Source organism: Cyanobium sp. Cruz-8D1, from assembly GCF_024345975.1.
GTDB lineage: Bacteria > Cyanobacteriota > Cyanobacteriia > PCC-6307 > Cyanobiaceae > Cyanobium.
Genome location: NZ_JAGQCD010000018.1, coordinates 49,442 through 72,145, shown reverse-complemented (window position 1 = coordinate 72,145; position 22,704 = coordinate 49,442). Strand labels below are relative to the sequence as shown.

The 22,704-nt window shown below is 66.2% G+C and carries 35 protein-coding genes, 1 tRNA gene and 1 pseudogene; 18 read left to right on the top strand and 19 right to left on the bottom strand.

Going from position 1 to position 22,704, the window contains the following annotated elements:
* The first annotated feature begins 212 nt into the window (after positions 1 to 212).
* The 5 genes and pseudogenes from KBZ33_RS12320 (at position 213) to KBZ33_RS12300 (ending at position 3,789) form a co-directional block, all read left to right on the top strand.
* On the top strand, positions 213 to 767 hold the full coding sequence (locus KBZ33_RS12320) for a triacylglycerol lipase (RefSeq protein ID WP_254953330.1): 555 nt from the start codon (positions 213 to 215) through the stop codon (positions 765 to 767).
* Positions 686 to 1,093: pseudogene (locus tag KBZ33_RS12315) on the top strand (TCP-1/cpn60 chaperonin family protein); the annotation flags it as partial. The gene KBZ33_RS12320 and the pseudogene KBZ33_RS12315, both read left to right, overlap by 82 nt.
* Positions 1,094 to 1,227: 134 nt before the next feature.
* A complete protein-coding gene (gene vapB / locus KBZ33_RS12310; RefSeq protein ID WP_254953332.1) occupies positions 1,228 to 1,461 on the top strand; it encodes a type II toxin-antitoxin system VapB family antitoxin in 234 nt (77 codons plus the stop codon).
* 13 nt (positions 1,462 to 1,474) lie between these two features.
* Complete coding sequence (locus KBZ33_RS12305; protein ID WP_254953333.1) at positions 1,475 to 1,882, top strand: type II toxin-antitoxin system VapC family toxin; 408 nt, start codon at positions 1,475 to 1,477, stop codon at positions 1,880 to 1,882.
* 113 nt (positions 1,883 to 1,995) lie between these two features.
* Entirely contained in the window at positions 1,996 to 3,789 is a 1,794-nt protein-coding gene (locus tag KBZ33_RS12300) for a class I SAM-dependent DNA methyltransferase (protein ID WP_254953335.1), read from the top strand.
* A gap of 17 nt (positions 3,790 to 3,806) precedes the next feature.
* Here the strand turns inward: KBZ33_RS12300 and KBZ33_RS12295 are convergent, their stop codons facing one another.
* From KBZ33_RS12295 to KBZ33_RS12280, 4 genes are all read right to left on the bottom strand, one after another.
* Entirely contained in the window at positions 3,807 to 4,136 is a 330-nt protein-coding gene (locus KBZ33_RS12295; RefSeq protein ID WP_254953336.1) for a type II toxin-antitoxin system PemK/MazF family toxin, read from the bottom strand.
* Complete coding sequence (locus KBZ33_RS12290; protein ID WP_254953338.1) at positions 4,133 to 4,411, bottom strand: antitoxin MazE family protein; 279 nt, start codon at positions 4,409 to 4,411, stop codon at positions 4,133 to 4,135. Before KBZ33_RS12290 ends, KBZ33_RS12295 begins: the two co-directional genes overlap by 4 nt.
* Before the next feature lie 198 nt (positions 4,412 to 4,609).
* Complete coding sequence (locus tag KBZ33_RS12285; protein WP_254953339.1) at positions 4,610 to 4,966, bottom strand: type II toxin-antitoxin system PemK/MazF family toxin; 357 nt, start codon at positions 4,964 to 4,966, stop codon at positions 4,610 to 4,612.
* Complete coding sequence (locus KBZ33_RS12280; RefSeq protein ID WP_255011781.1) at positions 4,963 to 5,253, bottom strand: ribbon-helix-helix domain-containing protein; 291 nt, start codon at positions 5,251 to 5,253, stop codon at positions 4,963 to 4,965. Before KBZ33_RS12280 ends, KBZ33_RS12285 begins: the two co-directional genes overlap by 4 nt.
* A 145-nt stretch (positions 5,254 to 5,398) precedes the next feature.
* On the opposite strand from KBZ33_RS12280, the gene KBZ33_RS12275 reads away from it, so the two are divergent.
* Genes KBZ33_RS12275 through KBZ33_RS12265 form a run of 3 tightly spaced genes read left to right on the top strand, consistent with a single transcriptional unit; the run spans position 5,399 to position 6,985 of the window.
* Positions 5,399 to 5,614 (top strand): hypothetical protein, encoded by a 216-nt coding sequence (locus tag KBZ33_RS12275; protein ID WP_254953342.1) that lies wholly within the window; start codon positions 5,399 to 5,401, stop codon positions 5,612 to 5,614.
* The gene (locus KBZ33_RS12270) at positions 5,611 to 6,750 is read left to right on the top strand and encodes a restriction endonuclease subunit S (RefSeq protein WP_254953343.1); all 1,140 of its coding nucleotides are present in this window, start codon (positions 5,611 to 5,613) and stop codon (positions 6,748 to 6,750) included. Before KBZ33_RS12275 ends, KBZ33_RS12270 begins: the two co-directional genes overlap by 4 nt.
* Before the next feature lie 7 nt (positions 6,751 to 6,757).
* Positions 6,758 to 6,985 (top strand): DUF262 domain-containing protein, encoded by a 228-nt coding sequence (locus KBZ33_RS12265; protein ID WP_254953344.1) that lies wholly within the window; start codon positions 6,758 to 6,760, stop codon positions 6,983 to 6,985.
* Between the two features lie 3 nt (positions 6,986 to 6,988).
* Here the strand turns inward: KBZ33_RS12265 and KBZ33_RS12260 are convergent, their stop codons facing one another.
* The 5 genes from KBZ33_RS12260 to KBZ33_RS12240 all read right to left on the bottom strand — a co-directional run bounded on the left by KBZ33_RS12260 (position 6,989) and on the right by KBZ33_RS12240 (position 8,491).
* Positions 6,989 to 7,213, bottom strand: a complete 225-nt coding sequence (locus tag KBZ33_RS12260) for a type II toxin-antitoxin system HicA family toxin (RefSeq protein WP_254953346.1) — start codon at positions 7,211 to 7,213, stop codon at positions 6,989 to 6,991.
* The gene (locus tag KBZ33_RS12255; protein ID WP_254953347.1) at positions 7,213 to 7,446 is read right to left on the bottom strand and encodes a type II toxin-antitoxin system HicB family antitoxin; all 234 of its coding nucleotides are present in this window, start codon (positions 7,444 to 7,446) and stop codon (positions 7,213 to 7,215) included. Before KBZ33_RS12255 ends, KBZ33_RS12260 begins: the two co-directional genes overlap by 1 nt.
* 51 nt (positions 7,447 to 7,497) lie before the next feature.
* A complete protein-coding gene (locus KBZ33_RS12250; protein WP_254953349.1) occupies positions 7,498 to 7,734 on the bottom strand; it encodes a TraY domain-containing protein in 237 nt (78 codons plus the stop codon).
* A 69-nt stretch (positions 7,735 to 7,803) separates the two neighbouring features.
* Positions 7,804 to 8,160 carry a DUF86 domain-containing protein gene (locus KBZ33_RS12245; RefSeq protein WP_254953356.1) on the bottom strand — a complete coding sequence of 119 codons (357 nt, stop codon included), beginning with the start codon at positions 8,158 to 8,160 and terminating at the stop codon, positions 7,804 to 7,806.
* A complete protein-coding gene (locus tag KBZ33_RS12240) occupies positions 8,141 to 8,491 on the bottom strand; it encodes a nucleotidyltransferase family protein (protein ID WP_254953358.1) in 351 nt (116 codons plus the stop codon). Before KBZ33_RS12240 ends, KBZ33_RS12245 begins: the two co-directional genes overlap by 20 nt.
* A 248-nt stretch (positions 8,492 to 8,739) precedes the next feature.
* Between KBZ33_RS12240 and KBZ33_RS12235 the strand changes: the two genes are divergently transcribed.
* From KBZ33_RS12235 to KBZ33_RS12210, 6 genes are all read left to right on the top strand, one after another.
* Entirely contained in the window at positions 8,740 to 9,108 is a 369-nt protein-coding gene (locus KBZ33_RS12235; protein WP_254953360.1) for a nucleotidyltransferase domain-containing protein, read from the top strand.
* A 106-nt stretch (positions 9,109 to 9,214) separates the two neighbouring features.
* The gene (locus KBZ33_RS12230) at positions 9,215 to 9,490 is read left to right on the top strand and encodes a type II toxin-antitoxin system Phd/YefM family antitoxin (protein WP_254953368.1); all 276 of its coding nucleotides are present in this window, start codon (positions 9,215 to 9,217) and stop codon (positions 9,488 to 9,490) included.
* A complete protein-coding gene (locus tag KBZ33_RS12225) occupies positions 9,487 to 9,777 on the top strand; it encodes a Txe/YoeB family addiction module toxin (RefSeq protein WP_254953370.1) in 291 nt (96 codons plus the stop codon). Before KBZ33_RS12230 ends, KBZ33_RS12225 begins: the two co-directional genes overlap by 4 nt.
* Before the next feature lie 82 nt (positions 9,778 to 9,859).
* Entirely contained in the window at positions 9,860 to 10,213 is a 354-nt protein-coding gene (locus KBZ33_RS12220) for a nucleotidyltransferase domain-containing protein (RefSeq protein ID WP_254953372.1), read from the top strand.
* 10 nt (positions 10,214 to 10,223) lie between these two features.
* The gene (locus KBZ33_RS12215) at positions 10,224 to 10,817 is read left to right on the top strand and encodes a HEPN domain-containing protein (protein ID WP_315859198.1); all 594 of its coding nucleotides are present in this window, start codon (positions 10,224 to 10,226) and stop codon (positions 10,815 to 10,817) included.
* Complete coding sequence (locus KBZ33_RS12210) at positions 10,814 to 12,412, top strand: B12-binding domain-containing radical SAM protein (protein WP_254953373.1); 1,599 nt, start codon at positions 10,814 to 10,816, stop codon at positions 12,410 to 12,412. The genes KBZ33_RS12215 and KBZ33_RS12210 overlap by 4 nt, the downstream gene beginning before the upstream one ends.
* 32 nt (positions 12,413 to 12,444) lie before the next feature.
* Here the strand turns inward: KBZ33_RS12210 and msrB are convergent, their stop codons facing one another.
* From msrB to gpmI, 3 genes are read right to left on the bottom strand one after another with little or no spacing between them, the layout of a single operon-like run.
* Positions 12,445 to 12,948: a peptide-methionine (R)-S-oxide reductase MsrB gene (msrB, locus tag KBZ33_RS12205; protein WP_254953375.1), complete on the bottom strand. Its 504-nt coding sequence runs from the start codon at positions 12,946 to 12,948 to the stop codon at positions 12,445 to 12,447.
* Between the two features lie 5 nt (positions 12,949 to 12,953).
* Positions 12,954 to 13,184 carry a preprotein translocase subunit SecG gene (secG, locus tag KBZ33_RS12200; RefSeq protein WP_254953377.1) on the bottom strand — a complete coding sequence of 77 codons (231 nt, stop codon included), beginning with the start codon at positions 13,182 to 13,184 and terminating at the stop codon, positions 12,954 to 12,956.
* Positions 13,185 to 13,216: 32 nt separating this feature from the next.
* Positions 13,217 to 14,785 carry a 2,3-bisphosphoglycerate-independent phosphoglycerate mutase gene (gpmI, locus tag KBZ33_RS12195; RefSeq protein ID WP_254953490.1) on the bottom strand — a complete coding sequence of 523 codons (1,569 nt, stop codon included), beginning with the start codon at positions 14,783 to 14,785 and terminating at the stop codon, positions 13,217 to 13,219.
* 205 nt (positions 14,786 to 14,990) lie between these two features.
* Between gpmI and pyrR the strand changes: the two genes are divergently transcribed.
* Complete coding sequence (gene pyrR / locus KBZ33_RS12190) at positions 14,991 to 15,539, top strand: bifunctional pyr operon transcriptional regulator/uracil phosphoribosyltransferase PyrR (protein WP_254953379.1); 549 nt, start codon at positions 14,991 to 14,993, stop codon at positions 15,537 to 15,539.
* 37 nt (positions 15,540 to 15,576) lie between these two features.
* Here the strand turns inward: pyrR and KBZ33_RS12185 are convergent, their stop codons facing one another.
* The 3 genes from KBZ33_RS12185 to KBZ33_RS12175 all read right to left on the bottom strand — a co-directional run bounded on the left by KBZ33_RS12185 (position 15,577) and on the right by KBZ33_RS12175 (position 18,317).
* Positions 15,577 to 15,795 (bottom strand): ferredoxin-thioredoxin reductase variable chain, encoded by a 219-nt coding sequence (locus KBZ33_RS12185; protein ID WP_254953491.1) that lies wholly within the window; start codon positions 15,793 to 15,795, stop codon positions 15,577 to 15,579.
* A 40-nt stretch (positions 15,796 to 15,835) separates the two neighbouring features.
* A complete protein-coding gene (locus KBZ33_RS12180; protein WP_254953380.1) occupies positions 15,836 to 16,663 on the bottom strand; it encodes a hypothetical protein in 828 nt (275 codons plus the stop codon).
* Between the two features lie 100 nt (positions 16,664 to 16,763).
* Positions 16,764 to 18,317, bottom strand: a complete 1,554-nt coding sequence (locus KBZ33_RS12175; protein WP_254953382.1) for an Hsp70 family protein — start codon at positions 18,315 to 18,317, stop codon at positions 16,764 to 16,766.
* Positions 18,318 to 18,467: 150 nt separating this feature from the next.
* Here KBZ33_RS12175 and KBZ33_RS12170 point away from each other — a divergent pair, with 150 nt between their 5' ends.
* From KBZ33_RS12170 to KBZ33_RS12160, 3 genes are all read left to right on the top strand, one after another.
* The gene (locus KBZ33_RS12170) at positions 18,468 to 18,695 is read left to right on the top strand and encodes a DNA-directed RNA polymerase subunit omega (protein ID WP_254953384.1); all 228 of its coding nucleotides are present in this window, start codon (positions 18,468 to 18,470) and stop codon (positions 18,693 to 18,695) included.
* A gap of 22 nt (positions 18,696 to 18,717) precedes the next feature.
* Positions 18,718 to 19,143 carry a DUF1818 family protein gene (locus tag KBZ33_RS12165; RefSeq protein WP_254953386.1) on the top strand — a complete coding sequence of 142 codons (426 nt, stop codon included), beginning with the start codon at positions 18,718 to 18,720 and terminating at the stop codon, positions 19,141 to 19,143.
* A 294-nt stretch (positions 19,144 to 19,437) separates the two neighbouring features.
* Positions 19,438 to 19,692, top strand: coding sequence for a DUF2811 domain-containing protein (locus KBZ33_RS12160; RefSeq protein ID WP_254953387.1), 255 nt, complete (start codon positions 19,438 to 19,440; stop codon positions 19,690 to 19,692).
* An 18-nt stretch (positions 19,693 to 19,710) separates the two neighbouring features.
* On the opposite strand, the gene KBZ33_RS12155 is transcribed toward KBZ33_RS12160, so the two are convergent.
* From KBZ33_RS12155 to KBZ33_RS12140, 4 genes are all read right to left on the bottom strand, one after another.
* Entirely contained in the window at positions 19,711 to 20,178 is a 468-nt protein-coding gene (locus KBZ33_RS12155; RefSeq protein WP_254953389.1) for an EVE domain-containing protein, read from the bottom strand.
* A gap of 12 nt (positions 20,179 to 20,190) precedes the next feature.
* A complete protein-coding gene (murD, locus tag KBZ33_RS12150; protein WP_254953396.1) occupies positions 20,191 to 21,597 on the bottom strand; it encodes a UDP-N-acetylmuramoyl-L-alanine--D-glutamate ligase in 1,407 nt (468 codons plus the stop codon).
* Positions 21,598 to 21,692: 95 nt separating this feature from the next.
* Positions 21,693 to 21,764, bottom strand: a tRNA-Val gene (locus tag KBZ33_RS12145).
* A 164-nt stretch (positions 21,765 to 21,928) separates the two neighbouring features.
* On the bottom strand, positions 21,929 to 22,702 hold the full coding sequence (locus KBZ33_RS12140) for a photosystem II S4 domain protein (RefSeq protein ID WP_254953398.1): 774 nt from the start codon (positions 22,700 to 22,702) through the stop codon (positions 21,929 to 21,931).
* Positions 22,703 to 22,704: the final 2 nt, after the last annotated feature.

Genomic DNA, 22,704 nt, shown 5'->3' with positions numbered 1-22,704 from the left:
ATACACCTGATGATCAGCCGACAGCCAGTCACTCGGGGAGGCCGGCAGCAAGGAGGTCTGCCCCGGAGCCCAGGGGCGGAAGGTCTTGGGCTTTTGCATGACCCATTCTCCCAGCCAGATCCATTGCGGTCACTGGGATCTGGGCAGATTCATGGGTGTCTGTGGAGAGGCGCTGGGATGATCTATGCGCAACAGGCTCCTAGGCCCCGCTGGTGGCCGCCCTCGAGCAGCTCAGCGGCCAGATCACTCTGGTGGGCCACAGCTCCGGCGGCATCCTGCTGCGGCTCTTCCTGGCTGATGGGCCCTTCGAGGGGCGCTTCTATGGCGGTCGCCGCCTGGTCGACACCCTGGTGATGTTGGGGAGTCCCCACACCGCCTTGAAGGCCACGGCCATGCGGGCGAGGGTGGCGAGGGAGCTGCCGGGCGCTTACTTCGCTGGCGCCGATCCCGATCCGGTGCGCTACCTGGCGGTGGCCGGGGCGATCGATCTGGCCGAGCCGGCGGGCCAGGCCAGTGCCACGGCCCGGCGGTTGGCACCCACCGCCTACCGCAACAGCACTGGCGATCCGGCCGATCGGGGCGACGGTCTGGTGCTGGTGGATTCGGCCCTGCTGGAGGGTGCCGAAGCGGTGGTCCTCGAGGGGGTGGCCCGTGGCGGCGCCTTCGGCCCGATCTGGTGTGGCACCCCGGCGGTGGCACCACCCTGGCCCACCTGGCCCCGGCCCTCGAAGAGTGGGCGGCCGCCAATCTCTCCGGCGAGGAGCTGATCGGCGCCACCATCGTGGCCTCGTCCCTCACCGCTCCGCTGATGCGGATCGCCCAGAACGCAGGCGTCAACGGCGCCGTCGTCGCCGAGCACGTGCGCAACAAGCCCTTCACCGAGGGCTACAACGCCGCCACCGGCGAGTACGTCGACATGCTGGCCGCCGGCATCGTCGATCCCGCCAAGGTGACCCGCTCCGGCCTGCAGAACGCCGCCTCGATCGCCGGCATGGTGCTCACCACCGAGTGCATCGTGGCCGACATGCCCGAGAAGAAGGAAGCTGCTCCCGCCGGTGGCGGTGGCGGCATGGGCGGCGACTTCGACTACTGATCGCGCCTGCGGTCAGCGTCGGATTCAACCCCCTTCGCTTTCAGTTCCCAGCGCCCCTCACGGGGCGCTTTTTTTGTGCCATCGCGACGAGCGATTCCGGGATATCCTCATGGGATATCCATTGCTGGAGAGCCTTGGCGATCACGCGCCTGTTCCTGAGCAACCGCAGTCAGGCGGTGCGCATCCCTGCCGAGCTGCGGCTTCCCGACAGCGTCAAGCAGGTGGAAGTGAGGGCGCGGGGCTGCGAGCGCATCATTGCCCCGCTGGGCAGCAGCTGGGACAGCTTCTTCCTCTCAGGTCCCAGCGTTCCCGACGACTTCATGGCCCAACGGGCCTCCCAGCAGCAGGACGAGCGGGAGCTCTTCTGACGGGGCCACCCAGATGCTGCGCTACCTGCTGGACACCAACATCACGATCGACGTGATCAAGCGCAGGCCTGCCTCGGCTCTGCAGCTGTTCAACCGCCATGCCGGCCACATGGCCATCTCGGCGATCACCCTGGGCGAACTGCTGCACGGGACAGAGAAAAGTTCGGCGCCCGAACGCTCGCTTGCGGTGGTGGAGGATTTCTGCAGCCGCCTGGAGGTGCTGAGCTATGGACCCAAGGCCGCCCAGCACTATGGACAGATCCGCTCTGCTCTTGAGCGGCAGGGACAGCCGATCGGCGTGAATGATCTGCACATCGCCGCCCATGCCCGCAGCGAAGGGCTCACCCTGGTGAGCAACAACCTGCGCGAATTTCAGCGGGTGGAAGGCTTGCTGCTGGAGAACTGGGTGATGGGAGCTTGAGTCGGTGATGGCCTAGCAACCGTCACCGTCTTTCGCATGACTGGCCCAGCAGCATCGCCTGACGGGCGACACACTGGGCCCATCCCTCCCCTGCCTGCCCCACTCCACGTCTGATGCCCGTCCGCACCGACCTCACCGACGCCCTGCTGGCCCTGATCCCGGAGGACGGCAACCGTATAAGCAATGCAGAGCTGCGCGCCGAGCTGTTGGACCTGGCCGATGAACCCTTCAGAGACGAGGAGTTTGAAGCCGCCAAGGACCATGTGGTGGCCATGGGTGCTGCCGAGAAAGCTCGCGGCCCCGGCGGTGGCTTGAAAGCCCCAGGCCGCAGCCGCCGCAACGTCACTGGCGCGGCCCCCACCAGCGCCCAGCCCGCCATCGCCCCCGGCACCACGGCCGCCTCGGTGCTCACCGGTGAGCTGCGCAACCAGATCGACGGCATCTGGAATGCCTTCTGGAGCGGCGGCATCGCCAATCCGCTGGAGGTGCTGGAGCAGCTCACCTACCTGCTGTTCATCCGCCGGCTGGATGAGCTGGAAACGCTGGAGGAGCGCCGCGCCCAGCGCACGGAGAAGCCGATGCAACGGCGCATCTTCCCGGAGGGAGCGGACGGCCAGGGCCGCCCCTGGCAGGAGCTGCGCTGGAGCCGCTTCAAGGAGCTGGCGGAACCGGCGGCGCTGTACCAGGTGGTGAGCGAGCGGGTGTTTCCCTTCCTCAAGCAGCTGGGCGGCGACGAATCGGCCTACGCCAGCCACATGAGGGACGCCCGCTTCACGATTCCCACCCCGGCCCTGCTGGCGAAGGTGGTGGACCTGCTCGCTGCGGTGCCGATGGAGCAGCGCGACACCAAGGGCGACATCTATGAGTACATGCTTGGCAAGCTGGCCACCGCCGGCACCAACGGCCAGTTCCGCACGCCGCGCCACATCATCGAGCTGATGGTGGCGATGACCGAGCCCACCCCACGCGATGTGATGGTGGATCCGGCCTGCGGCACCTGCGGCTTCCCGGTGGCGGTGGGCGAATATCTGCGCGAGCACTTCAACCATGGCCTGTTCCATGGCTTTGATTTCGACAACACGATGCTGCGCATCGGTGCGATGAACATGCTCCTGCACGGGGTGGAGAACCCCGATGTGAGCTACCGCGATTCGCTCTCCGAAGACAGCGCCAGCGAGGAGAACAAGTACACCTTGCTCCTGGCCAATCCGCCCTTTGCCGGATCGCTGGATTACGAGAGCACCAGCGGCAAACTGCAGCGGGTGGTGAAGACAAAGAAGACCGAGCTGCTGTTCATGGCGTTGTTCCTGCAGCTGCTCAAACCCGGCGGCCGGGCGGCGGTGATCGTGCCCGATGGGGTGTTGTTCGACTCCAGCAAGGCCCACAAGGAACTGCGCCGCACCCTGGTGGAAGACCATTACCTCGAAGGCGTGGTGTCGCTACCGAGCGGGGTGTTCCGCCCCTATGCCGGCGTGAGCACGGCAATCTTGTTGTTCACCAAAACAGGCCGGGGCGGCACCGATCAGGTCTGGTTTTATGACATGACGGCCGACGGCTGGAGCCTCGACGACAAGCGCAATCCGCTGTTGCCGTTGGAGAAGCTGGGCCCCGCTCCCAAAGTTGCCCTGTCCGAAGGAGAACAGGAGAAGAACAACCTGCCGGATTGCCTGGCCCGCTGGAGCCAACGTACGGATTCCGAGCGTGAGCGGGCCCGCACCGCCCAGAGCTTCTGCGTGCCCAAGGCCGAGATCGCCGAGCAGGGCTACGACCTCAGCCTCAACCGCTACAAGGAGCTGGTGCACGACGAGGTGGAGCACCGCCCACCGCTGGAGATCCTGGCCGAACTTCGCGCGATCGAGCAGGAGATCCTGCAGAGGATCGAGGAGCTGGAGGGGATGCTGCGATGAGGGGCACGCAAGCGCGATCAGCGGGCCAGGCCCAGAAATACCAGCAACGAGCGGTTGAGCCGCAGCAGGTCGTCATCCGCAAGGCAGCCGATGCACTGGCCCAGGCGGCTTCTGGGCACAGTGGTGACCTTGTCGACCATCAGGCGGCTGAGGGCTCGCAGACCGTTCTCCGTTGTGGGCTCGACGGGGACGCGAAAGACCGGCAGATCAGACGGGTCGGTCGTGATCAGACACACCGTCACGGAGTCGCGGGCGGTAAAGGCGTCGTCCTGAACAATCACCACAGGGCGGGGCTTGCTGGCATAGCCGGAGCCGCCGGCCATGGTCCAGAGCTCACCGCGCTTCACTGGCTGTACTCATCGTCAGGCCACTCGTACACCGAGTCGATGAAGGCCTGGATCTCGGCCTCCTCAGGGCTGGCATTGGCCAACAGACATTGCCGCCGGGCCTCGGCAGCAAACTCGGGCGCATGCACATCCGGCACCCAGATCTGGATCGGCCGCATCCCCTGGCCCCGCAACCGCTGGCGATGCTCCCGCACCTTGCGGCGATTGGTGGCCCGGCGCGCTTCCTGGGCGGAGGCCTCTGAGCGACCCAGCTCCGGGGCGGCTTCCGGTGCCATGCCAGCTCCTGCAACGGTTACATGTCACCCTAGCCGGAGCTGGCGGTGCTGGCCTGGACTGATCCACGAAGAGGTGGAGCACCGTCCACCGCTGGAGATCCTGGCGGAAATGCGGGGAATTGAGCAGGAGATCCTGCAGGGGATCGAGGAGCTGGAGGGGATGCTGCGATGAGCAGGACCGTGAACTGGCGAGCTGCCTTAGCCAGGATCGGGCTCCAGGCCCAGATAGAGGCGCAGGCCCGCATCGATGGCGGCCAGCTCCGCTTCGCTCACCTGGCCGTAGCGACGGCGGATGCGTTGTTTGTCGATCGAGCGCAGCTGATCCACCAGGGCGTAAGAGGGCTTGGTGAGGCCGTTGGCGCCCGGGGCCAGGGGCGGGTAGAGGGCACCGGGAGCGGGCGTTCCGGTGATCGGAACCACGGCCAGCAGCGGAAAGCGCTGGCTGGCGTTCACCGCCGGGTCGCTCACCACCAGGCAGGGCCGGGTGCCGCGCTGCCCATGGCCCAGGGTGGGCTCCAGATCCACCAGCACCAGGCTGCCCCGGGGCACGCTCATGGCTTGATCTCGGGGGAGCCGGCGTGCTGCCAACCCGATTCCGGTCGCCAGTGCACCGGCACTCCGGCGCTGGGATCGAGCAGGTCGCTGTCCCCTTCAGGCAGGGCTTCGGCCCAGTCCGCCAGGCCAAGGGCCGCAGTGGCGGCGCTGTCGGGATGGGGAGCCTCCAGAGAGCGCAGCAGTTCGAGGCGCTGGCGCCGCTGCAGTTCGTGGCGCACGGCCTCGGCGATGAAGCGACTGCGGTTGGCCTCGATGCGGTCGATCCCGGCGACCAGCTCGGACGGCATGGTCACGGTCACCCGTTCAGCAAGGGGACTGGAGCGCGCCACGACCGGGAAAAAGTATGCAGATCAATATGATCATACCCACCTTCTGATGGCAGGTCGGGGCCAGGAGCAGCAGATGAACCGTGGGCCTGGGTGCCACCAATTCATGCGCCACGCCGTCATGGCCCTGATCCAGCAGGTCCAGGAGCGGCCCAGCGGCCTACCCGGCGGCGGCAGCCAGGGCTACGACCTCAACCGCTACAAAGAGCTGGTGCACGACGAGGTGGAGCACCGCCCACAGCTGGAGCTCCTGGCGGAACTGCGGGCGATCGAGCAGGAGATCCTGCAGGGGATCGAGGAGTTGGAGGGGATGTTGCGATGAAATGGACAACTGTTGAACTTGGTGAGGTTTGCGACTTTCTGTCTGGCTTTGCCTTTAAGTCAGAACTTTTTTCAACCGAGCCAGTTGGATTACCCATTATTCGGATTAGAGACGTCCTGCCAGGCTCAAGCGCCACTTTCTATAGCGGTGACTATCAACCCCAGTTCATAGTCGAGAAGGGAGACATCCTGATTGGCATGGATGGAGAATTCAACCGCGAGAGATGGAAAAGCGATCCGGCCCTGCTTAACCAGCGGGTCTGCAAGGCCATTGCCAGAGAGAGCCTTGTCGACAATGGCTACCTATATCACGCCCTCCCAATGCTCCTCAAAAAGATTGAGGACGAGACGCCATTTGTCACTGTCAAGCATCTTTCGGTTGCAAAGCTGAAATCCGCACAAATCCCCCTCCCCCCACTGGAGGAGCAGCGGCGCATCGCGGCGATTCTAGACAAAGTAGTGGTGCTGATTGAATCAGCAGCGCAAGCATTTTGGTTGTCTCAAGATCTCAAGAAGTCCTTAGTCAATGAGTCACTGGGCCCCACAAAAGAAGGCGACGAAAGAGCTCGGCCGAAAGTCCGCGACGTGGCCAATATGATCACCGGCTTTCCATTCAAGAGCGTCCAGTATACAGATAAAGCTCAACATATAAGGCTATGCAGGGGGATCAACGTGCCTCCGGACAGAATTGCATGGAAGCAAGTGGCCCGCTGGCCAGAAATCACCCCAGAGCTACGCTCGTATCAAATTGATCAAGACGATATTTTGATTGCAATGGATCGTCCGTGGATCACAGAGGGTTTTAAAATTGCCAGGGCCAAACCCACGGATGTACCTAGCCTGCTTGTTCAGCGAGTAGCCAGGATTAGAGTCGGCAGCCAGATTCTTCCGCGCATCCTATTCGAGATCCTCTCAAGCAAAGCATTTGCCACTCACTGCACGCCGACAGAAACAACGGTCCCCCACATTAGCCCCATTGAGACCAGGGAATATGAGTTCGAGCTTCCATGCCTGAAGGAGCAGAAAAGGATCGACTCGATACTGGCGGGAATCGAAAAGAGCCCGGCGGCAATGAATCGAAGGGCACATCTGCTGAAGGAAAAGCTATGTACGCTCTCTCGATCATATTTTAACTGATATTCTCATGAAAGCCACAGAAGCCAAGCTCCTCCTGGTCCTGGGCGCCGTCTACCAGTTCATCATTCCGATCTATCAGCGCACCTATTCATGGACGCTGAAGGAATGCCAGCAACTCTGGGTTGACATCCTTCACGCTGGATCCACCGAGGAGATCGGTGTGCACTTCATCGGCTCAGTGGTGCACATCGACGAGGGCCTTGGCAACCTCGCCGTGCAGGCAGTCCTGGGCTGAACCTCAACTAGCGAGAAAGGCATCCACATCAATGTCCGCCTGCCTCAGAATGGCCCTGAGCGTGCCTTCGGGCATCTCTCCAGCATGATTCGGGATCGTTGTGTACCGATTACTGGCTGCGGAATACCAGATCTCATGGGAGCCTGCCACCTGCCGATCAAAAACGAAGCCGAAGCGACGCAGCTTCCTGGTGATGTCGCGATAGCGAAAGCCTGAAAGCCGGCCCATCAGGCACTGACGATCAAGGGGTAGTCGAAGCTCTCCGAAATGGAGGGAAGGTTGCTGTCTTGCTGACGCTCCTGTTGTGCTTCCAATAACCGCCGGGCCACATCGCGGGCGATTTCCAGGGTTTCCGCCACCGTGCGACCGTGAGCCACCAAGCCCTGGATGGCCTCCGAGGTGGCCAGATAGCCACCCTCGGGGAGACGTTCAACATGCAGCATCACGCAGGATTCAGACATCTTTCGCTGTTGAGCGTGATATCAGGATCTTACTCGCTTTGCTATAGGTGCTCAGAGAGCCGCAGGGTCCAGGCCAAGTTCGCTCACCACGTCGTCCAGGCTGGTGGTGCGCTCCTGGCCGAGGCGGATGCGCTCGGCCACCACAGCCCCCAGGTAGGCATCCTCAAGGTCGTCCAGCCCGGCTTCGATCAGCTGCCGTAGGTGGAAGGCCTTCGTGCGTCCGGTCCGCTGCGCCAGCTGATCGAGCTGCTGCTCGGTTGCAGCCTCCAGCCGCACTGTGGTGGCCATGCAGTCACCTTAATAGACAGATCCATTTTAGGCAGGGAAGGTCGGCACCGGCCATGGCCACGAACAAAATCAGCCCTTCATTTGATCGTCGAACTGCTCAAGACATGTTCGTGCAGCGTGGTCAAGCGGGACCACTTTGGTAGTCACCACGCCCCAGACCATCTCATAGTCGATTCCAAAATAGTGATGAATCAGGCGGTCGCGCATTCGGGCGATCGATCGCCAGTCCACCTGTGGTTGTGCATCCGTGAGCGCGATCGGAAGCGACTTCACGGCTTCTCCGATGATTTCGAGGCTTCGGGAGAAGGCCCTTTTCAGGGTTGGATCGGCGAGGAATTCAGCTTGATTCAGCTGATCAGAGGCTGACAGGAGATAGGAAGTCTCATCCAGGATATGCAGCAGCAGCTCACGCGCCGAGGGCGACATCCAAGGCCTCTCCAAGAACCGAAACGGCCAGATGTCTGCTCAAGCCCTCCGTGGTCACCAGATCAACGCGCCTGGCCAGAATGGTTTCCAGGTGGTCCACCAGCAGAAGATAAGCGTCAAAGTCTTTACGACCAGGCTCGAAGGTCACGAGGAGATCGACGTCACTCTCAGGATGGATCGCCTGATCACGTGCAAACGAGCCGAAGACGGCGCAGCGTGTGAGCCCCATCGCCCTCAGGGTGCTGGCATCGGTGGTGAGCCGATCGAGCACATCCGAGCGATCGGCGGCAGGGGCGACCCCCGCAACAGGGATGAGGGATGAGCCAGGCATCGGCCCAATCTAACGAGCCCGGCCGGTTCATTCAGCTGCACGGCTCCAGGCTCCCCCATCTGCTCAACGCCGCAGTGAAGACCAAACCTTGACCCAAGCCTTGCGGCTCAACGCACTGGAAGAGGTGCCCTATGCCATCGGCCTGATCCGCCAGTCGCTGGAGCGGCAGCTGGAGAAGGAGTCGTGAAATCGCTTTCCACCCTTAGCCTCAGGTTCCGGCCCGTTCGCCGGCCGACTTTTCCGGCCCCATGACCCAAGCCACTCTTGCCATGGCCGCCGGTGGACAAGGCCAGCCCTGGGCTGTCACCACCGAGAAGGTGAACGACGTGGTGAACCGGCTCGTGGCGGCGGCCTCACCGCTGCGCCTGATCGCCTTTGGTTCGGCTGCCCGGGGCGAACTTGCCGCCGCCAACGATCTGGATCTGCTGGTGGTGGAGCCCGAGCTCACCAGCCGCTACAGCGAAACGGTGCGATTGCAGAAGGCACTGCGCGGTGTGCTGATGTCGGAGGATCTGGTGGTGACCAGCCAGGCCCGTTACGACGAGCGCTGTCGAATTCCAGGAACTGTGGAGTTCACAGTCTGCCATGAGGGGCTTGTGCTGCATGACTCCCTCTGAGCAGGCCTGAGGCCGTTCAGCTGGAGCCATGCACCCTGGCCAGGGCGCCAGGCCCGATCTCAGCAGCCAAAACCAGCTTGCCTGGACAGACTTCCTGTACAGCTCCATGAGCATCGAAACCACCTACACCGCCGCCCGCGACCAGCTCAAGGCCCTGATGGACCGGGTGGTGGAGGATCGCGAGGTGGTGATGGTGCGTCGCCGTCAGGGCGGTGATGTCGCCTTGGTGGCGGCAGATGAGCTGGAGGGGCTGCTGGAAACGGCCCACCTGCTGCGCTCACCCCGTAATGCCGCCCGACTGCTTGCGGCCCTGGAACGCGCCCAGAGCGACACCCTTCCCGCCCTCCGCCTTGAGGATCTCGAAGCCCAGCTGGAGGCATGAGTACCCAGCGAGAAGCGGTGTGCCATCCGGAGTTCCTGGAGGACCTGCAGCACTGGATCGAGGCTGATCGGCGCCATGCCAGGCAGACTCCTCGCCGCACCGCTCGCCGCCTGCTGGAGCTGATGAAGGCCGTGCTGCGCGATCCCTTCAGCGGCATCGGCAAACCGGAACCGCTTAAACACCTCGGCTCAGGGGTCTGGTCGCGCCGGCTTGCCCAGGAGCACCGCTGCGTCTACCTCGTCAAAGCTGACCGCGTCGAGTTTCTGCAGGCTCGATACCACTATTGATGTGGAACCACTCGGCAGGTTCCGTACCCGCACGCTCAGCGCAGGGTGGTCGCTATCGAGGCTCCATGACCAGAATGCCCCCATGACTGTTGCCTCCTTCGCCACTTCCGCCATCCCGATCGACCCGCGCATCAACGCCGTCGCCTCAGGGATCACAGCGGCCATCCCGGAAGCGCAGGTGAGGCTCTTCGGATCCCGCGCCAGGGGCACCGCCCGGCCCGACTCCGACGTTGATCTGCTGATCACCGTGCCGGATCACTGGCTCGCCGGCCACGATCCGGTTCGCGTGCTGGGAGCCCTCTGGGGCCAATACTCAAGCCATCGGCTGCCTCTTGATCTGCTTCTTTACTCCGAAACTGAGGTGATCCAACGGCAGCAGGACCGAAGCGCCGTCACCACCCAGGCGTACCAGGAGGGAATCCTGCTGCACGGCTGACCCCGACGCGATTCGCTTCCTCCGGATCGCCCTGTCCGACCCTGATGAAGCGCGGCGCATGGTGGAGCTCTCAGGATTTCGCGACAGCAGCATCGGCTTCCTGTTGCAGCAGGCCTGCGAGAAAGCGCTGAAAAGCTGGATCCACTCACGTGGCGGCCTCGCTCCCTTCACCCACGACCTCGTTGCCCTGATGGATTGGTTGGAGGAATCGGGCACAGATGTGAGCCCATTCGAGCGGATTGCTGATCTCACCTTCTTTGCGGTTCAGACCCGCTACGACGACAGCCTGGAGATCACTGCTCCCGATTGGCCGCTCCTGCTGGGCGTCTCTCCTCCTGGTCTCGCCCGGAGGCCTGCAGCCCCTGGGAAAGGGAGTGGCTGCCAAGGCCCTTGCTGCTTCATGTCCATGGGTGCTGCACACTGTGAAGACACAGATGCAACAGAAGCGACCGGTACTTCAGCAGCAGAATGCAGTGGGAGTGCATCAACTGACGTCACTGAGCATCACGACTCCGGCTTGCACTTTCATTCGGTGCCTACGTTGAACGGAACGGACCGGCGCTGCTGGCCGGATGCCTTCTCAGCGTTGTTGCCGAACCGATGAACGCACTCCTGCTCTATCCCCTCTTCCCGAAAACATTCTGGTCGTTCGACCGGTTCCTGGCGATGGCCGGCGTCAAGGCCTTCATCCCACCGCTGGGGATCCTCACGGTGGCCTCCCTGCTGCCGCCGGCATGGAACCTGCGTTTCCACGACAGGAACGTGGCCGAGGAGCCGGAGGACGATTGGCACTGGTGCGACCTTGTGATTATCTCGGCGATGCTCGTGCAACGGGAGGATTTCGACCAGCTGATCCGCAAGGCGGTGGCGATGGGCAAAAAGGTGGCGGTCGGTGGCCCCTATCCCACCTCGCTGCCGGACCATGCGCTGCAATCCGGGGCCCACTACCTGATCCTTGATGAGGGCGAGATCACGGTGCCCGCCTTCCTGGAGGCCCTCAGCAATGGCGCCCCCACAGGGGTGTTCCGGGCCGACCAGAAGCCGGATGTCAGCCTCAGCCCCCGGCCCCGCTACGACCTGTTGCAGCGAGACGCCTACCTGATGATGGCGGTGCAGTTCTCCCGCGGTTGCCCCTTCAACTGCGAGTTCTGCGACATCATCAACCTCTACGGCCGCAAGCCACGGACCAAGCAGAACCACCAGCTGCTGGGGGAACTTCAGACCCTGTACGACCTGGGCTGGCGGGGATCCATCTTCATGGTGGATGACAACTTCATCGGCAATCAGCACAACGTCAAACGCCTGCTCCGCGACCTCATTCCCTGGATGCAGGAGCATCGCTACCCCTTCAACTTCCTCACCGAAGCCTCGGTGAATCTGGCCGAGCAGCCCGACCTGCTGGAGCTGATGGCCCAGGCCGGCTTCTTCGGGGTCTTCCTGGGCATCGAGACACCCGACCAGGACAGCCTCGCGATCACGCGCAAGCAGCAGAACACCCGCCATCCGCTCGTTGAAGCCTGCCGGACGATCAACGCGGCGGGATTGATCATCTACGCCGGGTTCATCCTTGGTTTCGACGGGGAACGATCAGGGGCCGGAGAGCGCATCGAGGCCTTCATCGCCGAAACGACCATTCCCCAGCCGATGCTGGGGATTCTCCAGGCCCTGCCGAATACGGCGCTCTGGACGCGGCTGAAGCAGGAAGGGCGGCTGCTGCCGGAGGCGGATATCCTCTGCGGCGATCAGAACGCCCTGATGAATTTCGTGCCCACCCGGCCGGCCCAGGAGATCGGCCGCGAGTACGTCCAGGCCCTCTGGCGGATGTATGAGCCCGCCACCTACCTGGAGCGCTGCCTGCATCACTGCCTCGCCATCACCCCCAATCCCCACTGCGCCCAGCAGATGCACGTGCCGCCGGCCCGGGCGCTGCGTTTGCTGGCCCTGCTGATCTGGCGCCAAGGGGTGCGCCGCCCTTCACTCTGCGGCCAGTTCTGGCGACAGCTACTCCAGATGGCGCGGCAACAGCCCAGGCTTCTGGCCCTCTACCTGGGACTCTGCGCTGCCGGCGAACATTTCTGGGAGTACCGCCAGCTGGCCCGGGAGCGCATCGGCGATCAACTCGGCCAGGATGCCCTGGTGCCATCGCCGCCCGCGCCGGGCATCAGCACCAGGGAACCGGTTCTGGCGGGGGCGGACTAAAGCGCCGGGCGAACGGAGTGCCGGCCTGAACCTCAGCCCCCCGGCACGAAGGCCAGGGCCACGCCGTTGTTGCAGTAACGCTTGCCGGTGGGCTTGGGTCCGTCGTCGAAGACATGGCCCTGGTGGCCGCCGCAGCGGCGGCAGTGGTATTCCGTGCGCGGCAGGATCAGCTTGAAGTCGGTCTTGGTGACCACCGCCTTGGACAGGGGTTGCCAGAAGCTCGGCCAGCCGGTGCCGGAGTCGAACTTGGTGGTGGAGGCGAACAGGGGCAGGCGGCAAGCGGCGCAGACGTAGGTGCCGCTGCGCTTCTCCTTGTTGAGCGGGCTGCTGAAGGGGCGCTCGGTGCCCTCATCGCGCAGCACCGCATAGGCCGCCGGGCTGAGGCGCTTCTTCCATTCCGCCGGGGTCAGCTGCCAGGCGGGGTCGGTGGCCTTCGCCGCCGCCAGGGCCTTGGAGGCCGGCAGGAAGGGCAGCAGCCCCGCCAGGGGTGCCCCCAGACGGGCCAGCAGGCTGGAGAGAAAGTTGCGGCGATCCATCCGGTTCAGCCCAGCCAACCGGCGCTCAGCACCACGGCCAGCCCCAGGAACAGGGCGAGCAGGGTCCAGGTGATGCGGTTGAGGGTGTTCTCGGCGCTGCGGGCGCTGCTGAACATCGAGCCACCACTGGAGGCCAGACCTCCCATGCCATCACCCTTGGGGCTGTGCAGAAGCACAGAAATGATCAGCAGGGCGCCGCTGAGCATCCAGAGAGAGGAGACAATGTTCTTGACCATTTTCCAAGACTAGCCGTCCCAGAAGCGGCCCCTCAGGCGCCGAGGGTGTGGGGAATCCGGGCGGCGGGCGTGGAGGCCGGCACCACCAGCGAGACGCCGGTCATGCGGGCCGGCTTGGGCAGGCCCAGGATCTCCAGCAACGTGGGGGCGATGTCAGCCAGGCCGCCGTGCTCCCGCAGGCTGATGTCGTTGCCATGGCCGGGCAGCTGGCGCTTTTCGCCCTCCACCAGGATCACCGGCACCGGATTGGTGGTGTGAGCCGTCCAGGGGAGTCCATCGGGGCCCTGCATGACTTCAGCATTGCCATGGTCGGCCGTGATCAGCAGGGTGCCGCCCATGCGGGTGGTGGCCTCCACCAGCCGGCCCACGCAGCGGTCAACCGTGGCGACGGCTTCGGCGGCGGCCTCCATCTGGCCGGTGTGGCCCACCATGTCGGGGTTGGCGTAATTGATCACCACCAGGGAATACAACCCCTTGCCAATGGCGGCGATGCAGCTATCGGTGAGCTTCTCCGCCGACATCGCCGGCGCCTGGTCGTAGGTGGCGACGCGGGGCGAGGGCACCAGATGGCGGTCTTCGCCGGGGAAAGCCTGCTCGATGCCCCCATTCATGAAATAGGTGACGTGGGGGTACTTCTCGGTTTCGGCGGTGCGGAACTGCCGCAGGCCGTGCTCGGAGACCACCTGGCCCAGCAGGCCATCGAGGGATTCGGGGGGGAAGGCCACCTGCACCGGCAGGCCCTGCTCGTACTGGGTGAAGGTGACGACGTGGAGGGGGCCGATCCACTGGCGCTGGAAGCCGTCGAAGCCCGGCAGCACCAGGGCGCGCATCAGCTGGCGCACCCGGTCGGGGCGGAAGTTGAAGCAGACCAGGCCATCGCCGCTTTCCAGGAGTCCCTCAGCGAGGCGCACCGGCTCCAGGAACTCGTCGGTGACGCCCTCGGCATAGGAGCCCTCGAGCACCTCCAGAGGGCTGAGGGGGCAGATCTCGGCCGGCTCGGTGAGCAGCCGGTAGGCCTTCTCCGTGCGCTCCCAGCGCTGGTCGCGGTCCATGGCCCAATAGCGGCCGCAGAGGGTGGCGATCCGGCCCACGCCGGCCTCGTTGATCATCGCCTGAATGCGGGCCAGGTAACCCGGGCCGCCATGGGGGGCCGAGTCACGGCCATCGGTGACCACATGCACCAGCACATCGCTGAGGCCGCGGCCGGCCGCCCAGCGCAGCAGGCCGCCGAGATGGTCGACATGGCTGTGGACGCCGCCATCGGAGCAGAGGCCGATCAGATGCAAGGGGCGGCCATTGGCCACCAGGGTGTCGCCCAGGTCGTTGAGGGCCTGATTGCTGGCGATGCTGCCGCTGCGCACCGCCTGGCCGATCCGCACCAGCTCCTGGCGGATGATCCGGCCGGAGCCGATCGTGAGGTGGCCCACCTCCGAGTTGCCCATCTGGTGATCCGGCAGGCCGACGGCGGCGCCGCTGGCTTCGATCAGAGTGTGGGGATAGGCGTGCCACAGGGCGTCCATCACCGGTGTGTCGGCCGCCCTGACGGCATTGTGGTCTGGCTCGTGGCTGTAGCCCCAACCATCAAGGATGGCCAGGACCATCGGGGCGACGGGGGCAGCCGCCTCGCAGGAAACGCGTTCGGCATTGCCGTTGGCAGACTGCTTCTGGGAGGGAACTGCGGTCACCAGAGAGAAATACTGCACGTTTCAACACAAACCCAAGGTACAGCTCCCGCCTGGAAAGACGTTCTTCCGGCCAGAATGCGTCAGGCTTTGGTTACACGCCATACGCTTCATGGCCAGGCCCATGGCCGGTCCGGCACCCGCGGACAGGTTGGAACTGCTCTCCGCCCAGGACCTGGGACGCACCCTCGACAGGCTCGCCTCCCAGGTCCTGGAGGCGGTTGCCGAAAGCCAGGACCTGGTGCTGCTCGGCATCCCCACCCGGGGCGTGGCCCTGGCGCGCGTTCTGGCCGGACGGCTGGAGGCGATCTGCGGCCATCCCATTGCCCACGGCAGCCTCGACCCCACCTTCCACCGCGATGACCTGGAGCGGGTGGGTACCCGGCTGGTGGAAGCCACCCAGCTGCCGGTGCCCGTGGATGGCCGTCAGGTGGTGCTCGTCGACGACGTCATCTTCACCGGCCGCACGGTGCGGGCCGCCCTGGAGGCCCTGCAGGCCTGGGGACGCCCCCGCCGGGTGGGGCTGCTGGTGATGGTGGACCGGGGCCACCGGGAAGTGCCGATCCAGCCGGATTACTGCGGTCGCGTGGTGCCCACCGCCCGCCACGAGACCATCCAGCTCTGCCTCCAGGCCATCGATGGCGAGGAAGGCGTCTACCTGCTGCGGGACTGACGTTTATCGCGCTGGCTGCTGCCGGACTTGAAGGGCCTCAGACGGCAGCCAGTTCATCCTCGCGGAAGTGGGCTCGGAACTTGCCGAAGGCCACCACGACTGGCAGGTTCGGGCTGATGGGGCGTCCCTTCCAGTCGTTGAGGATATTGAACACCTCCCCCTGCTGACCTTCCATGTCGAAGGCCTCACCGCGGTGCTGGGGGTGGTTGTAGACGACCACGCTGCTGCTCACCTTGACCTGATCACCTGGCTGCATGTCCACCGGGACGCTCTGCGCGGCCATCCTGTCATGGGACTCAGCGCTGGCAGGCGCTCTCGGGCCCGGCCTCGACCACCCGTCCACCCAGCTCCTTGCAGGCTTCCTGGAACGCCTGCCACTCATCCATGCCGGCGGCGATGCGGCGTTGCACCAGGCCGTCCAGCTTCTCTCCGGACACGGTATGGGGCAGGGAACCGTGGCTGTCGTGCTCCCGGTCCATGCCCTTGAGCTGGTCAAGGCCCTTTTTCACCTCTTGCCGCAGGGGTTGGCTCTGCTGACGCCACCAGGGATGGTCGATGCGGTTGAGGCTGTCGAGGGCCTCCCACCAGCGCCTCTGCTTCACCAGCAGCGTCGCCCGCTCCAGCTGGGAACGGTTGCGGTTCCAGATCGCCTGCAGATCGTCGCCCATGGAACGGCCAGCGTCCTTACGCTCCTCCCCCAGGGGCGAGAGCGCCGCCAGGGCTCCAGGCAGATCACCGGCCTGGAAGCGGTTCAAGGCCAGGGTCCGCAGCTGGCGCTGCCAACGGGCGAGCCGCTCGCGATCGGAGGGGGTGCCGGCCCTGGAGTTGATCACCTGGCGCTGCAGCCGCAGGGCCTCACTCCAGTTCGCCTCGCCCCAGAGCTGGTCGGCCTTGGCCCGCAGGCAACGGCCACGATCAAAAGGGGTGCGGCCGGGCAGCCAGCTGAGGGCGGCCAGCTGTTCGCTGTAGCGCAGGCAATCGTCGAGGCGGCCGCTGGCGGAGGCCTGCTCCAGGCGCACGGGCAGCTGGCGTTCCCACCAGTAGCCCAGACCGATGGCCGCAGCGACCGAACCCAGGGTGATGGCCAGCCAGAAACGGGGAAGTCTGTGCCGGCGAAGGGCCAAGGGGAGGGGGGAGCGGGGCGGGTCTCTCCTTTGTATGCAATGGCCGGCGCCGGCGCCCGGTCCCGGGGGCAGCCTGGTCGGCGTCCACCAGCGTTGGGCCTCAGCGCACCGGGCCGAGGCGTTGCCCCCCCTGGCGACCAGCGTCGGCGGGCGCCTCCAGGTCGTCGCACTCCACCAGGAGCTGGGCCTCGGCATCAATGTGGAACCGCAGCCGCAGCCGGTCGACGCCACGGCGGCCAGGGGAGGCCAGGGGGATGGCCCGCGGCGGCGTGGACCAGGGCCGCACCGGGGCCGCCCCCGCCGGTCGCTCGCGCAGCACCGGCAGCCCCCCCTCAAAGACCACTTCGGCCCGTTCTTCGGGTAAGGGCTCCCCCAGCACCAGTTCCAGCTGGTCCTGGCCATCCCTGCTGCAGGCCAGCACCAGCTCCAGGGGCTGCTCCGTGGGCCAGCTCTGGCCGGCCATGAACAGGGGATGCCAGCGGTGGCAGCCGCTGCGCCGGTCCCAGCAGCGCAGGGACACGCCACGGGCCAGCACGTCCCGCACCCGGACACCGGGCGTCAGGGCCAGGGCCCCCAGGGCCACGGCCTCCACGGGCCGCTCGCCCCGCAGGGGCACGCCCGGACAGCGGCTCTCCAGCCAGCGGCGAATCAGGGGGATCCGGCTGCTACCCCCCACCGGCAGCACCGCGTCGATGGCGCCCAGCCCCAGTCCCTCCCGGCGGGCGGCCGCCAGCACCGCTTCCAGCAGGCCATCGAGCAGTTGCAGCAGGCCCCGCTCCTCCAGCAGCCGCTCGAAGGCCGGCCGGCTGAGGGTCAGTTCGCGCAAGGATCCTGCCGTCGCCTGGATCTGCAGGGCCTCGGGGGCGTCGCTGAGCTGGCACTTGAGCCGCTCGGCGAGTTGCAGCAGGGCGCCGTCGACGGGGACTTCCGGGCAGAGGTGGGCCGCAATCCAATGATCGATGTCCCGCCCGCCGAGGGCCACACCTGCCTTGCCGATCACCCGGGCGCAGCGCAGGGTCTGGCTGCTGCGGGTCAGATCCCGGCCCGCGAAGCGCAACAGCTGGGCGATCGGCGCCGCCCGCCCCTCTCCACCCTCCAAAGCCACCAGGGAGAGATCGATCGTGCCACCGCCCATGTCCACCACCAGCACCCGGCTGCCGGCGGGCAGTCCGGCGCCGATGGCGGCGGCGGTGGGCTCATCCACCAGCGCCAGCTCCGGCACGGCCAGATCGCGGCTGGCCCGCTGCAGCCAGGCCCGGTAGCCCCGGTAGGTCTCGATCGGGGCGGTGAGCACCAGCCGCTCCGGCACCATCCCCGGCGGCAGGACCCGCCAGAGCCCCTCCAACAGCAGGGCACCGGCCCGCTCGGCCGTGGGCCAGCCTTCCGGTGGGGCAGGCGTCGGGGCCCCGATGTGCCGCTTGAAATCCCTGCAGAGGCCGGGATGGTCGCCATCGGCCAGGGCCGCCTCCAGCACCTGCCGGCCGATCAGGGGCCGGTCGGCGTCGGGTGTCTCCAGCCACAGCAGGCTGGGCACCACGCAGGGGTCGCCGCAGCTGTAGGGCGGCAGGGGCAGCAGCCGGGGAGGTCCCTGGCTGTCCTGCCAGGCCACCACGGTGGTGCTGCTGCCCAGGTCGATGGCGAGGGTTCCGGGCATGGGTCGTCGGAGGGGGGCGGTGGGGGCCGAAATGGCGGCGGTGGACCTGCTGGCGCACGGGCGCGGGTGCTCCCCTTCTAGGCCTTGTGCAGCGGGGAAGGGCGGGCCGGGGGGCTGATCTAGGCTGCCGTTATTGATAGTCAGGTTTGTATGCCAAACAGCGATCTCAACGCCAAGGAGCTGGCCCAGAGAGGAGAGAGCCTGATCCGGCACTCCAGCAACCGCTACCTGACCACCGTTCGCATCGCTTTCCGGGCCAAGCAACGCCGCTTCGACGATTTCGACGGCCTGCTCGACGACTCGATGATCAAGCCCGTGCAGCGGGCCATCGTCGAACTCAGCGACGAGCAGGACCAGCCCGACCTGCTGCCCGGCTGAGCCGGGCCCATCCCAATCCGCTGTGGAGATCGGCGAAGGCCAGGGCTGGCGGCTGGTGGTGGACCAGAGCCGCACCCCCTACTCCGCCCTGATCGGCGGTGATGGGTGGGCCAGCGAACTGACAGGAGCCGAACTGCACGCCTTGCAACAGGCGGCAGGTCGCCTGTCGGCCCAGCACAGGGCCCTCAAGTCCACCCTGATGGCGGACGAAGCCATCGACATCGAGCTGGAATTGCCGATCGGGGATCCCCGGGCTGACCGCGGTGGATCCCTGTGGCTGGGCCTGCGGGGGGATCTGCACGGTTGGTCGCTGCAGTTGGTACTCGCCCCGGAGCCGGGATCGCGGGGAATCGAAGGGGGCTGGAGTGCCGCCGCCAGCGAAGCCTTTGCCGCGGCCCTGGAGCGCCTGAGACCCGCTGGGCACGATGGAAGCGATCAGGATTCTTGATCGTTGGCGGATTCCGCAACCGCCACCCCTGTTTTGCACCGTTTCTCCCCAGGCGGGGCTCCTCTGCCGTTGTCCCCTGTCCTCAGCTGGGGAGAAACGGCGCCGGCCGCCGCCCTGGCTTGACAGCAGCCGGCCTCCGCTGCGGCGGGAGGATGGCAACGCGGGGGACGCCTGAAAGCCCCTGCAATGGCTTGTGTCTCAAGCTGGGACCTGGCACCCCTCGCCTGAGCCGCTGCCGTTTGACGTGGCCGCTTCAGTGTGGAGAAGTGGCTGACGCACTGCATGGAATCCGCAATGGCCCGCCCGAGAACCCTGCCCTTGGACGGGGCCGAGTCGCTGGTGAGCCTGCGGGCGGAGGTGCCCGAACCGCTGCTGGAGGCCATGCGTCAGTTCATCGAGTGCCACCCCAACTGGGACCAGTACCGGCTGTTCCAGGCCGCCCTGGCGGGCTTTCTTGTGCAGAACGGCGTCCGCAACCGGGGGGTGACCCGCTGCTATCTGGCCAACCTGTTTCCTGGCCATCAGGCGTTTTCGGCGCCGGCGGCCTGAGCAGGGATGGGTATCGACTCAGGCGTCCGGAGTCACCCCCAGCAGGGTGAAGATCCGCGCCGCGCTGGCGTCACTCACCGGCAGGATCGAGAGACGGTTGCCCCGCCGCACCACCACCAGGTCCTCGACGCTGAACGACTCCCGCAGGGCCTCAAGGCTGAGCATCGCCGGGAACGTGGCGCGATAGGCCAGACGGGCGCAGTCCCAGCGGGGGGCCCCAGGCTTTGAGGCCGGATCGAAGTACTTGGAGCTGGGGTCGAACTGGCTGGGATCCAGCACCGCCGTTTCGATCACCTCCATCAGGCCGACGATGCCGGGGGGACTGACATTGGAGTGGTAGAAAAAAGCGCGGTCACCGATCTGCATCGAGCGCATGAAGTTGCGGGCCTGATAGTTGCGGATCCCGTCCCAGAGGGTGGTGCCCTCCGCCTGCAGGTGCTGGATGCCGTAGACATCCGGCTCACTCTTCATCAACCACCAGGCCATGGGTCTTCTGTCTCAGAGGGCCAGCACCAGCCGACGGAAGTGGTCACCGCGGGCCTCGAAACTGGTGTACTGATCGAAGCTGGCACAGGCCGGGGACAGCAGCACCCCCTGGCAGCCGAGCTGCGGCGCCAGGCTGGCGGCCAGGGCCACGGCAGCCTCCAGATCCTCCACCTGCCGCACCACACCGCCATAGCCGCTGGCGTGCAGCAGGCCAGTGAATTCCTCCCGGGCGGCGCCGTAGAGCACCACCGCTGCCGCCCGCTCCTGGAGCCGCTCCAGCCAGGTCTTGGCCTCCCCCTGCTTCGACTGACCACCGGCCAGCACCACCAACGGTCCCTCCAGGGCCCGCAGGGCTACTTCGGCGGCATCGAAATTGGTGGCCTTGCTGTCGTTGAACCAGGTGACGCCGTTGAGGTGGCGGAGACGCTCCAGCCGGTGGGGCACGCCGGGGAAGCAGCGACAGGCGGCCTCCATCGCCGCTGGCTCCAGCCCGGCCTGGAGCCCCACCGCCACCGCCAGCAGCAGGTTCTGGCGGTTGTGGGCCCCGGGCATCGCCAGGGCACTGGCGGGGAAGAGGGGTCCCTGGCGCCCCTGCACCAGGTCGTGCTCATCGATCCAGAGCACCGGGTCGAGGCCGGCTGGCAGGGCCTGCTTGGGCCCGGCGGTGATCCAGTCGGCCTGGTCCCAGGTGTCCGCGTGGCGGCGCAGGTCGGGGTCGTCGGCGTTGAGGATGCGGAGACGCGATTGCTCCAACAGGCGCCGCTTGATGGCCCGGTAGGCAGCCAAGGTGCCGTGGCGCTCCAGGTGGTCGGGGGTGAGGGTGGTCCACACGCCGATGGCTGGGGCGACCGCCGGGGCCGCCTCCAGCTGGTAGCTGCTCAGTTCCACCACCAGCCAGTCAGGGCGGTGGCCGTCCTCCAGGCGCCGCTGCAGCACCACCTCGGCGGCGGAAATGCCGACATTGCCGCAGAGCGGCGCGTCCTTGCCGCCCTGCTCCAGCAGGTGGTGCACCAGGCAAGTGACGGTGGTCTTGCCGTTGGTGCCGGTGATGCCGATCCAGGGCACATCCCGGCTGGCCTGCCAGGCGGGCACGATCTCCCCCTGCACCTGCACCCCCCGGGAGCGCAGCTGCTCCAGCACCGGATGGTTCCAGGCAATGCCCGGACTCACCACCACCGCCGACGGCGGCAGCGGCAAGGCGTAGAACGCCTCGACACTGAGGGGAACCCCCAGGTGCGCCGCCATGGACTCGCTCTCCAGCTCGGCGGCCCGGGCCCGAAGGTCTGGAGAGTCGCCGCTCTCGATCACCACCACCGTCTCGCCGCGAGCGTGAAGCAAACGGGCGGCCCCCAGCCCCGATCGACCGAGCCCCACAACCACCGTGCAGGACAGAGGTGGAACGGCCTCGGTGGGGCTCACGCTGGCAGGCTCACAGGCACGTTCGGCTGAGGGTAGCAGCGAAACGACAGACAATTGAATGCCTGCAGATTCAGGGGAATTAAATAGAGCTGAAATGGGCGATACTGGAATCGAACCAGTGACTCCTACCGTGTCAAGGTAGTGCTCTACCTCTGAGCTAATCGCCCGTTTCCGGGTCACCGAGGTGCAGGGAAAACGACAGGTATCTCGATAGAGATCGAAACGGAATGTCGAGCGCAACTTCACCAACGGGAAATCCGTTGGATCCGCCTCTTCCCAAGGCTTTTCCTACTCGCCGACCTTCCCTCCTGTCAACTGAGGTCCCAGCGTCTCAATGGCGCTCCATCCGGATCCGGAAGCGCTCCCGCTTGGTGGGATCGATCGCCAACACCTCCAACTCCCCCCGCCCCTCCAGCTGGACCCGCGTGCCCACGGCCAGCGGCTGGCTAGGGCTGCTGACCACGCGCCAGTCGATGCGAACGGCCCCCTGGCGGATCAGGGTGGCCATGCGGTTACGGGACAGGCCGAAACCGGCGGAGGCCAGGGCATCCAGCCGCAGGGAGGCTTCCACGGTGGTCAGCTGGCGGGGCAGGCGCTGGGCTGGCAGCTGCAGCGCCTCGATGGGCCTGGCCTCGAAGCGCACCGACACCGTGCGCACCAGGCCCTCCCCCCCATCCAGCCGCCCGGCCAGGGCCGCTGAGACGATGGCCTGGGCGCCCCGATCGCCCCGCAGCCACAGATCGCCCCGCTCCGCCGCGCTGGCACCGGCGCGGGCCAGTCCTTCGACCATGTCGGTCGCGGAGGCGGGATCGAAAAGGAAATTGCCGCTGACCTCCAGCCCCATCAGATCAGGGGCCGTGGGCTCCTGTCCCGCCCGTCCCAGCAGCAGGCAGCGGCGCTCGGCGCCGGGGTGGCCGCCGTCGCTGGCGAGGCTCAGTTCACTGAGGGCGCCGAGTCTGGCCTCGGCCTCCTCCCGCACCGAGGCGTCAAGAAAACCGCTGACCTGGGGCTCCCAGGTGCGCAGGGCCGTTTCCGCCAGGCTGAACAGGCCCTCCAGGGCCTCGGGGTGGCGACTTCCTGCCAGTAAGTCCCGTCGTGGAAGCATGG

Bases quoted from the DNA above. Each gene is read 5' to 3' on its own strand.
- KBZ33_RS12175 (WP_254953382.1), bottom strand. From the start codon at position 18,317: ATGCCCGGAACCCTCGCCATCGACCTGGGCAGCAGCACCACCGTGGTG.
- KBZ33_RS12280 (WP_255011781.1), bottom strand. From the start codon at position 5,253: ATGCCGTCCGAGCTGGTCGCCGGGATCGACCGCATCGAGGCCAACCGC.
- msrB (WP_254953375.1), bottom strand. From the start codon at position 12,948: ATGGATCGCCGCAACTTTCTCTCCAGCCTGCTGGCCCGTCTGGGGGCA.
- KBZ33_RS12220 (WP_254953372.1), top strand. From the start codon at position 9,860: ATGACTGTTGCCTCCTTCGCCACTTCCGCCATCCCGATCGACCCGCGC.
- KBZ33_RS12185 (WP_254953491.1), bottom strand. From the start codon at position 15,795: ATGCAGCCAGGTGATCAGGTCAAGGTGAGCAGCAGCGTGGTCGTCTAC.
- KBZ33_RS12255 (WP_254953347.1), bottom strand. From the start codon at position 7,446: ATGTCTGAATCCTGCGTGATGCTGCATGTTGAACGTCTCCCCGAGGGT.
- KBZ33_RS12260 (WP_254953346.1), bottom strand. From the start codon at position 7,213: ATGGGCCGGCTTTCAGGCTTTCGCTATCGCGACATCACCAGGAAGCTG.
- KBZ33_RS12290 (WP_254953338.1), bottom strand. From the start codon at position 4,411: ATGGCACCGGAAGCCGCCCCGGAGCTGGGTCGCTCAGAGGCCTCCGCC.
- KBZ33_RS12250 (WP_254953349.1), bottom strand. From the start codon at position 7,734: ATGGCCACCACAGTGCGGCTGGAGGCTGCAACCGAGCAGCAGCTCGAT.
- KBZ33_RS12270 (WP_254953343.1), top strand. From the start codon at position 5,611: ATGAAATGGACAACTGTTGAACTTGGTGAGGTTTGCGACTTTCTGTCT.
- KBZ33_RS12285 (WP_254953339.1), bottom strand. From the start codon at position 4,966: ATGAGCGTGCCCCGGGGCAGCCTGGTGCTGGTGGATCTGGAGCCCACC.
- KBZ33_RS12210 (WP_254953373.1), top strand. From the start codon at position 10,814: ATGAACGCACTCCTGCTCTATCCCCTCTTCCCGAAAACATTCTGGTCG.
- KBZ33_RS12275 (WP_254953342.1), top strand. From the start codon at position 5,399: ATGCGCCACGCCGTCATGGCCCTGATCCAGCAGGTCCAGGAGCGGCCC.
- KBZ33_RS12155 (WP_254953389.1), bottom strand. From the start codon at position 20,178: ATGGCCTGGTGGTTGATGAAGAGTGAGCCGGATGTCTACGGCATCCAG.
- KBZ33_RS12160 (WP_254953387.1), top strand. From the start codon at position 19,438: ATGGCCCGCCCGAGAACCCTGCCCTTGGACGGGGCCGAGTCGCTGGTG.
- gpmI (WP_254953490.1), bottom strand. From the start codon at position 14,785: ATGGTCCTGGCCATCCTTGATGGTTGGGGCTACAGCCACGAGCCAGAC.
- KBZ33_RS12265 (WP_254953344.1), top strand. From the start codon at position 6,758: ATGAAAGCCACAGAAGCCAAGCTCCTCCTGGTCCTGGGCGCCGTCTAC.
- KBZ33_RS12170 (WP_254953384.1), top strand. From the start codon at position 18,468: ATGCCAAACAGCGATCTCAACGCCAAGGAGCTGGCCCAGAGAGGAGAG.
- secG (WP_254953377.1), bottom strand. From the start codon at position 13,184: ATGGTCAAGAACATTGTCTCCTCTCTCTGGATGCTCAGCGGCGCCCTG.
- KBZ33_RS12230 (WP_254953368.1), top strand. From the start codon at position 9,215: ATGAGCATCGAAACCACCTACACCGCCGCCCGCGACCAGCTCAAGGCC.
- KBZ33_RS12140 (WP_254953398.1), bottom strand. From the start codon at position 22,702: ATGCTTCCACGACGGGACTTACTGGCAGGAAGTCGCCACCCCGAGGCC.
- KBZ33_RS12225 (WP_254953370.1), top strand. From the start codon at position 9,487: ATGAGTACCCAGCGAGAAGCGGTGTGCCATCCGGAGTTCCTGGAGGAC.
- KBZ33_RS12240 (WP_254953358.1), bottom strand. From the start codon at position 8,491: ATGCCTGGCTCATCCCTCATCCCTGTTGCGGGGGTCGCCCCTGCCGCC.
- pyrR (WP_254953379.1), top strand. From the start codon at position 14,991: ATGGCCGGTCCGGCACCCGCGGACAGGTTGGAACTGCTCTCCGCCCAG.
- KBZ33_RS12235 (WP_254953360.1), top strand. From the start codon at position 8,740: ATGACCCAAGCCACTCTTGCCATGGCCGCCGGTGGACAAGGCCAGCCC.
- KBZ33_RS12245 (WP_254953356.1), bottom strand. From the start codon at position 8,160: ATGTCGCCCTCGGCGCGTGAGCTGCTGCTGCATATCCTGGATGAGACT.
- KBZ33_RS12305 (WP_254953333.1), top strand. From the start codon at position 1,475: ATGCTGCGCTACCTGCTGGACACCAACATCACGATCGACGTGATCAAG.
- KBZ33_RS12300 (WP_254953335.1), top strand. From the start codon at position 1,996: ATGCCCGTCCGCACCGACCTCACCGACGCCCTGCTGGCCCTGATCCCG.